The sequence below is a fragment of the Rhodovulum sp. genome (assembly GCF_011048875.1).
GTDB classification, from domain to species: Bacteria; Pseudomonadota; Alphaproteobacteria; order Rhodobacterales; family Rhodobacteraceae; genus Rhodovulum; species Rhodovulum tesquicola.
Genome location: NZ_DSDD01000383.1, coordinates 1 through 6,102, shown reverse-complemented (window position 1 = coordinate 6,102; position 6,102 = coordinate 1). Strand labels below are relative to the sequence as shown.

At 67.3% G+C, this 6,102-nt stretch carries 6 protein-coding genes; 2 read left to right on the top strand and 4 right to left on the bottom strand.

What is annotated here, in order from left to right; genetic code table 11:
* Both ENN83_RS13405 and ENN83_RS13400 read left to right on the top strand, forming a co-directional pair.
* Window positions 1-1,432 (top strand): AMP-binding protein (locus ENN83_RS13405; RefSeq protein WP_287187738.1); only part of this gene is annotated, 1,432 nt, incomplete at its 5' end.
* 73 nt (window positions 1,433-1,505) lie between these two features.
* The gene (locus ENN83_RS13400; RefSeq protein WP_287187736.1) at window positions 1,506-2,522 is read left to right on the top strand and encodes a hypothetical protein; all 1,017 of its coding nucleotides are present in this window, start codon (window positions 1,506-1,508) and stop codon (window positions 2,520-2,522) included.
* A 67-nt stretch (window positions 2,523-2,589) separates the two neighbouring features.
* Here ENN83_RS13400 and ENN83_RS13395 read toward each other — a convergent pair whose 3' ends face one another.
* The 4 genes from ENN83_RS13395 to ENN83_RS13380 all read right to left on the bottom strand — a co-directional run bounded on the left by ENN83_RS13395 (window position 2,590) and on the right by ENN83_RS13380 (window position 5,967).
* Window positions 2,590-3,075, bottom strand: coding sequence for an SPOR domain-containing protein (locus ENN83_RS13395; protein WP_287187735.1), 486 nt, complete (start codon window positions 3,073-3,075; stop codon window positions 2,590-2,592).
* Window positions 3,076-3,141: 66 nt separating this feature from the next.
* Window positions 3,142-3,774: a uracil phosphoribosyltransferase gene (upp, locus tag ENN83_RS13390; RefSeq protein ID WP_287187733.1), complete on the bottom strand. Its 633-nt coding sequence runs from the start codon at window positions 3,772-3,774 to the stop codon at window positions 3,142-3,144.
* Window positions 3,767-4,759, bottom strand: coding sequence for an adenosine deaminase (locus tag ENN83_RS13385; protein ID WP_287187732.1), 993 nt, complete (start codon window positions 4,757-4,759; stop codon window positions 3,767-3,769). Before ENN83_RS13385 ends, upp begins: the two co-directional genes overlap by 8 nt.
* The gene (locus ENN83_RS13380; RefSeq protein ID WP_287187730.1) at window positions 4,756-5,967 is read right to left on the bottom strand and encodes a phosphopentomutase; all 1,212 of its coding nucleotides are present in this window, start codon (window positions 5,965-5,967) and stop codon (window positions 4,756-4,758) included. Before ENN83_RS13380 ends, ENN83_RS13385 begins: the two co-directional genes overlap by 4 nt.
* Window positions 5,968-6,102 lie beyond the last annotated feature (135 nt).

Below are 6,102 nucleotides of genomic sequence, written 5' to 3'. Positions count from 1 at the left end.
GGGGGTCAGGCCGGGCGACGTGGTGGCGACGCTCCTGCCCAACATCCCCGCCCAGGCCGAGGCGCATTTCGGCGTGCCCGCCTGCGGGGCGGTGCTGAACACGATCAACATCCGGCTCGATGCCAAAACGGTCAGCTATATCCTGGACCATGGCGGGGCCAAGGTGCTGCTGTGCGATCCGCAATTCATCCCACTGGCCGCCGCCGCCATCGAGGACATGGAGGGCGAGCCCCCCGTCATCATCGAGGTGGCCGACGATGCCGCGGGCGTTCATGCGATCGGCGACTATCCCGAATACGAGGACATCCTGGCCAAGGCCGATCCCGATTTCGACTGGATCCTGCCGCAGGACGAGTGGGAAAGCCTCGCGCTGAACTACACCTCGGGGACCACCGGGCGGCCCAAGGGCGTCGTCTATCACCATCGCGGCGCCTATCTGAACGCGATGGGGCAGGTGATTTCCTGGCGCATGACGCTTTACCCGAAATACCTGACCATCGTGCCGCTGTTCCATTGCAATGGCTGGTGCCACACTTGGATGATGCCGCTGGTGGGGGGCACGCTCGTCTGCTGCCGCGACATCACCGCCAAGGCGATCTTCGACGCCATCGCCGACGAGGGCGTGACCCATTTCGGCGGCGCGCCGATCGTGCTGAACATGATCGTGAACGCCAGGGACGAGGACCGACGCGACTTCGGCCACATCGTCGAGGTCTTTACCGCGGGCGCCCCCCCTGCCCCGGTCACGCTGGCCCGGATCGAGCCGATGGGCTTCAACATCACCCATGTCTACGGGCTGACGGAAACCTATGGTCCGGCGACCGAATGCACCTGGGACGCCAAATGGGACCATTTGCAGGGCGACGACCGCGCGGCCGTCAAGGCACGCCAGGGCGTGGCAATGCCCTTCATGGAGCCGGTGCAGGTCTGGGACGAAAAGCACCAGCCGGTGCAGATGGACGGGCAGACCCAGGGCGAGATCGTGTTCCGCGGCAATGGCGTGATGAAGGGCTATCTGAAGAACCCGCGCGCCACGCGCGAGGCGTTCGAGGGCGGCTATTTCCACTCGGGCGACCTGGCGATGCACCATCCCGACAGCTATCTGCAGATCGCCGACCGCGCCAAGGACATCATCATCTCGGGCGGCGAGAATGTCAGTTCGGTCGAGGTCGAGGGCGTGCTGATGCGCCATCCCGACGTCCTGCTTTGCGCCGTCGTGGCCAAACCGGACGAGAAATGGGGCGAAGTGCCCTGCGCCTTTGTCGAGCTGAAGGACGGCCATAGCGTGGACGAGGCCACGCTGATCGCCTTTGCCCGCGACCAGCTTGCGGGCTTCAAGACGCCCAAACGGATCGTGTTCCGCGAATTGCCCAAGACCTCGACCGGCAAGATCCAGAAGTTCGAGCTGCGCAAGCTGGCGGCAGGGTTGTGAGATTGTCGCCCGCGCCACACCCGGCTATCTGTGGGTGCAGATTCAGGCAACGGACAGGCACGGTCGGCCGCCCATGACGGCGCTAAAGCGGTATCAACGGCTGGAAAGCCCCGGCATCTGGCGCGAACATGCCGGGGCGCAGCGGCGCAACGTGATCCTGTCCTTTGGCGACGCCTCGCTCGTGGTCTGCGATACCGCCGAACGGGTGCTGACCCATTGGTCGCTGGCCGCGCTGGACCGGCTGAACCCGGGCGAGACGCCCGCGCTTTACGCGCCCGACACCGACAGCGACGAGACGCTGGAGGTGGACGAACCGCTGATGATCGAGGCGCTGGAAACGGTGCGGGCGGCGGTGACGCGGAACCGGCCGCATCCTGGTCGGCTGCGGTTGACGATCTTCGCCGCCATCGCCGCCGGGATCGTGGGACTTGGCGCCTTCTGGCTGCCGGGGGCGCTGGTGCGGCACACGGTCTCGGTGGTGCCGCCACAGGTCCGCGCCGAGATCGGGCGCGACCTGCTGGACCGGGTCACCCGTGTCGCGGGCCAGCCCTGCGCGCGGCCGGGCGGGGCGCGCGCGCTCGACCGGCTGGCCGAGCGGCTCTTGCCCGGCAGCGGCGCCCGGGTTGTCGTCCTGCCCTCGGGGATGCCGCGGGCGGCGCATCTGCCGGGCCGGATCATACTGCTGAACCGCGCCCTGGTCGAAGACCATGACGACCCCGCCGCGGTCGCGGGCTTCATCCTGGCCGAATCCGCCCGCGCCGCACGCGCCGATCCGCTGGCCGTGCTGCTGAAGGAGGCGGGCGTTCTGGCAACCTTCCGTCTGCTGACCAGCGGCCACCTGACCGAACGCGCCCTGGAACGGCATGCCCACACCATCCTGACCGCGCCGCCCCTGCCGCTGCCCGACGACGCGCTGATCGACCGGTTTGCCCGCGCGAATGTGCCGTCCGGCCCCTATGCCTATGCGCTCGACATCTCGGGCGAGCGGGTGCTGGGCCTGATCGAGGCGGATCCGATGCGCGGCAAGCTGGCGCCGCCGCTGATCTCGGATGGCGACTGGGTGCAGCTTCAGGCGATCTGCGGCGGCTGAGGCATCCCCGGAAAGTGAAACGCCCCGTCCGGGGACGGGGCGTTCCGGTTTTTACTGCTCGATCGTCTTACTTGCGATATTCGAGGTCGTGAAAGCCTGCGCGCTTCAGCCGGGTTTCGGCCCGCGCCAGCGCCGCGGGGTCGTCGAAGGGACCGGCATAGATCACCTCGACGGGCCGCCCGCCGCGCCGACCAATGCCCCGGCTGACCGGAAATCCCATGTCCCGAAGCAGGCGGACGGTCGGCCGCGCCGCCTCGGACGTGTCGTAGATGCCCAGACGCAGGAAACGTGGCGCCGTGGGCGGGGCCAGCCGCATGGGCACCTGGTCGGTCCAGACTCCCGCCATCTGCGCATCGCCCTGCGCCGTGCGCGGCCCGCGATGGGGATTCAGCCGGTCATCTTGCCAGACCGCACGATAGCCGGACGGAACCCGGACCGGCACGGACAGGGGCGTTGCCTCGAGCACCCCGGCACCCTTGGCCAGAGCCGGCGAGGATGACGCGCCCAATCCCGCGATCACGAGAAAGATGCAGAGTCCGGCGCGACGTCCCATGTCTTAACCCCACAAGATATGGGTTAACCATGACAAAACAACCACAACGTGTAAAGGGGATTCCGCTCATCTGGTGCCGAACATCCGATCACCCGCATCCCCTAGTCCGGGAACGATATAGCCGTGCTCGTTCAGGCATTCGTCCACCGCCGCCGTGACGATGGGCACATCCGGATGCGCCTGCCCCATCCGCGCCACGCCCTCGGGCGCAGCCAGCAGGCACATGAAGCGGATATTGTTCGCCCACGACGCCTTGAGCAGGTCGATCGCCGCGACCGAGGAATTGCCGGTGGCCAGCATCGGGTCCAGCACGATCACAAGCCGGTCTTTCAGATCGGGCGGCACCTTGTAGTAATACTGCACCGGCTGAAGTGTCTTCTCGTCACGGTAAAGCCCGACATAGCCCACCCGCGCGGACGGCACCAGTTCCAGCACCCCGTCCAGAAGACCGTTGCCCGCGCGCAGGATCGAGACCAGCGCCAGTTTCTTGCCCGCCAGAACCGGGGCGTCCATCTCGCAAAGCGGCGTCTCGATACGGCGGGTTGTCATCTCCAGTTCGCGGGTGATCTCGTAGGCCAGCAACTGGCTGATCTCGCGCAGAAGCTGGCGGAAGACGGCGGTGGGCGTGTCCTTGTCGCGCATCAGCGTCAGCTTGTGCTGCACCAGCGGGTGTTTGACGACGGTCAGATGCTCATACATCGGCGGACTCCAGTTTCTTGGCGATCACGGCGCGGGTGTCAGCGTCGCAGAAGGCGGCATCCAGCGCCACCCGGTTGATCTTTGCGAAAACGTCCTCGTCCCAGCCGAAGGCATCGGCAAGCCGGTCATATTCGCGGGTCATGCTGGTGCGGAAGAAGGGCGGATCATCGGTCGAGACGGTGACCTTGACCCCCGCCTTGCGCAGCCGCTCGATCGGGTGCGACCGCCAATCGGGGTAAAGCCCCAGCGCGATGTTCGACCCCGGGCAGATTTCCAGCACGATGCCGGTTTCGACCAGATGCTCGACCAGCGCGGGATCCTCGATGGCGCGCACGCCATGGCCGATGCGGTCCACCCGCAGATCGGTCAGCGCGTCCCGCACCGATTGCGGCCCGCCCCATTCGCCCGCATGCGCGGTCAGCCCCAGCCCCGCCTCGCGCGCCATGTCGAAGGCATATGCAAAGTCGCGCGGATGGCCTGCGGTTTCGTCGCCCGCGATGCCGAAGCCGACGATGAACGGACCTGCGGTTTCGGCGGCGCACAGGGCGGTCTGGCGGGCCTTGTCGGGGCCGAAATGGCGGATGCAGGTCACGATGCCGCGCAGCGTGATGCCCTGCGACGCCTCCGCCCGTGTGGCGGCTTCCTCGGTCGCATGCAGATATTCGCGCCAGGCGACCAGGTCGCGCCCGCCGCAGAAATCGGGCGAGAGGAAGGTTTCGAGGTAGACCACGCCCTGACCGGCGGCCTCCTCCAGCACGGCGGCGGTCAGGCGGGCATAATCATCAGGGCGCTGCAGGACCGAGGTCGCGGCCTCGTAGATTTCGAGAAACTGTGGGAAATCCCGGTAGGAATAGCCGCCATCGGGGGCAAAAATGCGTGAAATGTCGAGGTGCCGGGCATGCGCCATGCCGCGGATCAGCGCGGGCGGCGCAGCACCTTCCAGGTGGTGGTGCAGTTCGATCTTGGGCAGGGCGGTCAGGCTCACAGGAAACTCCGTCCTGGCCCTTGCGCGGGCACGTCCAGATGCGCGGCGATGCTGGCCGCGACATCGGCAAAAGCGACAAGGCCGACCGCGCGGGGACCAAGCCCGGCCCCCAGCACCGGTACGCGCTCGCGGGTATGGTCGGTGCCGGGCCAGGTCGGGTCGTTGCCATGGTCGGCGGTGATCAGGACCAGGTCGCCGGGCCGCATCCGGGCGAAAATGCGGGGCAGTTGCGCATCGAACCATTCCAGCTCGCGGGCATAGCCCGCAACATCCCGCCTGTGGCCGTAAAGGCTGTCAAACTCGACGAAATTGGCGAAGGTCAGGCTGCCGTCCGGGGCCTCGTCCATCAGATCCAGCCAATGGCCCATCAGCTCGGCATCGGTGCCCTTGCGCAGTTCGTCGATGCCACGCATGGAAAAGATGTCGCCGATCTTGCCGATGGCCTGCACCCGCCGCCCGGCCCCCTGCACCCAGTCGCAGAGCGTGGGCGCGGGCGGCGCGATGGCATAGTCGTGGCGGTTCTGCGTGCGGGTGAAGCCGGTTTCGGGGCTGCCGACAAAGGGGCGCGCGATCACCCGGCCGACCCGCATCGCATGCAGGCGGGGCGCGATCGCCTCGCAAAGCCGCAACAGCCGGTCAAGCCCGAAGGCCGCTTCATGGGCGGCGATCTGGACCACGCTGTCGGCCGAGGTGTAGAGGATCGGCCAGCCGGTCCGAAGATGTTCCTCGCCCAGTTGCGCAATGATCTCGGTGCCCGAGGCGTGGCAATTGCCCAGCGTACCGTCCGTCCCGGCCAGGCTGCGGATCTCGGCCAGCAGGGTTTCGGGGAAGGCGGGCAGTTCGCGCGGGAAATAATGCCAGTCCCAGGGCACCGGCACGCCCGCGAGTTCCCAATGGCCAGACGGCGTGTCCTTGCCGGGCGAGGTCTCGGTCGCCGCCCCCCACAGCCCCTGCGGCACGGCGCCGAGCCCCGGCGCGGCTTCACCGCTGGCCAGACGGATCGCGGCGCCAAGCCCCAGATTGTCGAGATTGTGCAAGTTAAGCGGGCCAGTTCGGCCTGTTTCGGCGTCACCTGCGGCACAGGCAAGTGCGATATGTGCAAGAGTGTTCGCACCTGCATCCGGTGTTCCCTCGTTTAAGAAGGCATCCGCATCGGGCGCGCCGCCGCAGCCCACGGAATCGATCACCACCAGAAAGGCGCGTGTCACCGCATTATCCTTTGATGCACCAGCGGCGGGATCTCGGGCACGCTGTCGCCCAGCCGGAAGGCCGACAGAACGGCTCTTGCCGCCGCCTCGGCATCGGCCTGGCAGGAGGCATGAACCAGCGCCAGAGGCTGGCCC

Coding starts and splice junctions, on each gene's coding strand:
- ENN83_RS13400 (WP_287187736.1), top strand. CDS start 1,506: ATGACGGCGCTAAAGCGGTATCAACGGCTGGAAAGCCCCGGCATCTGG.
- ENN83_RS13395 (WP_287187735.1), bottom strand. CDS start 3,075: ATGGGACGTCGCGCCGGACTCTGCATCTTTCTCGTGATCGCGGGATTG.
- upp (WP_287187733.1), bottom strand. CDS start 3,774: ATGTATGAGCATCTGACCGTCGTCAAACACCCGCTGGTGCAGCACAAG.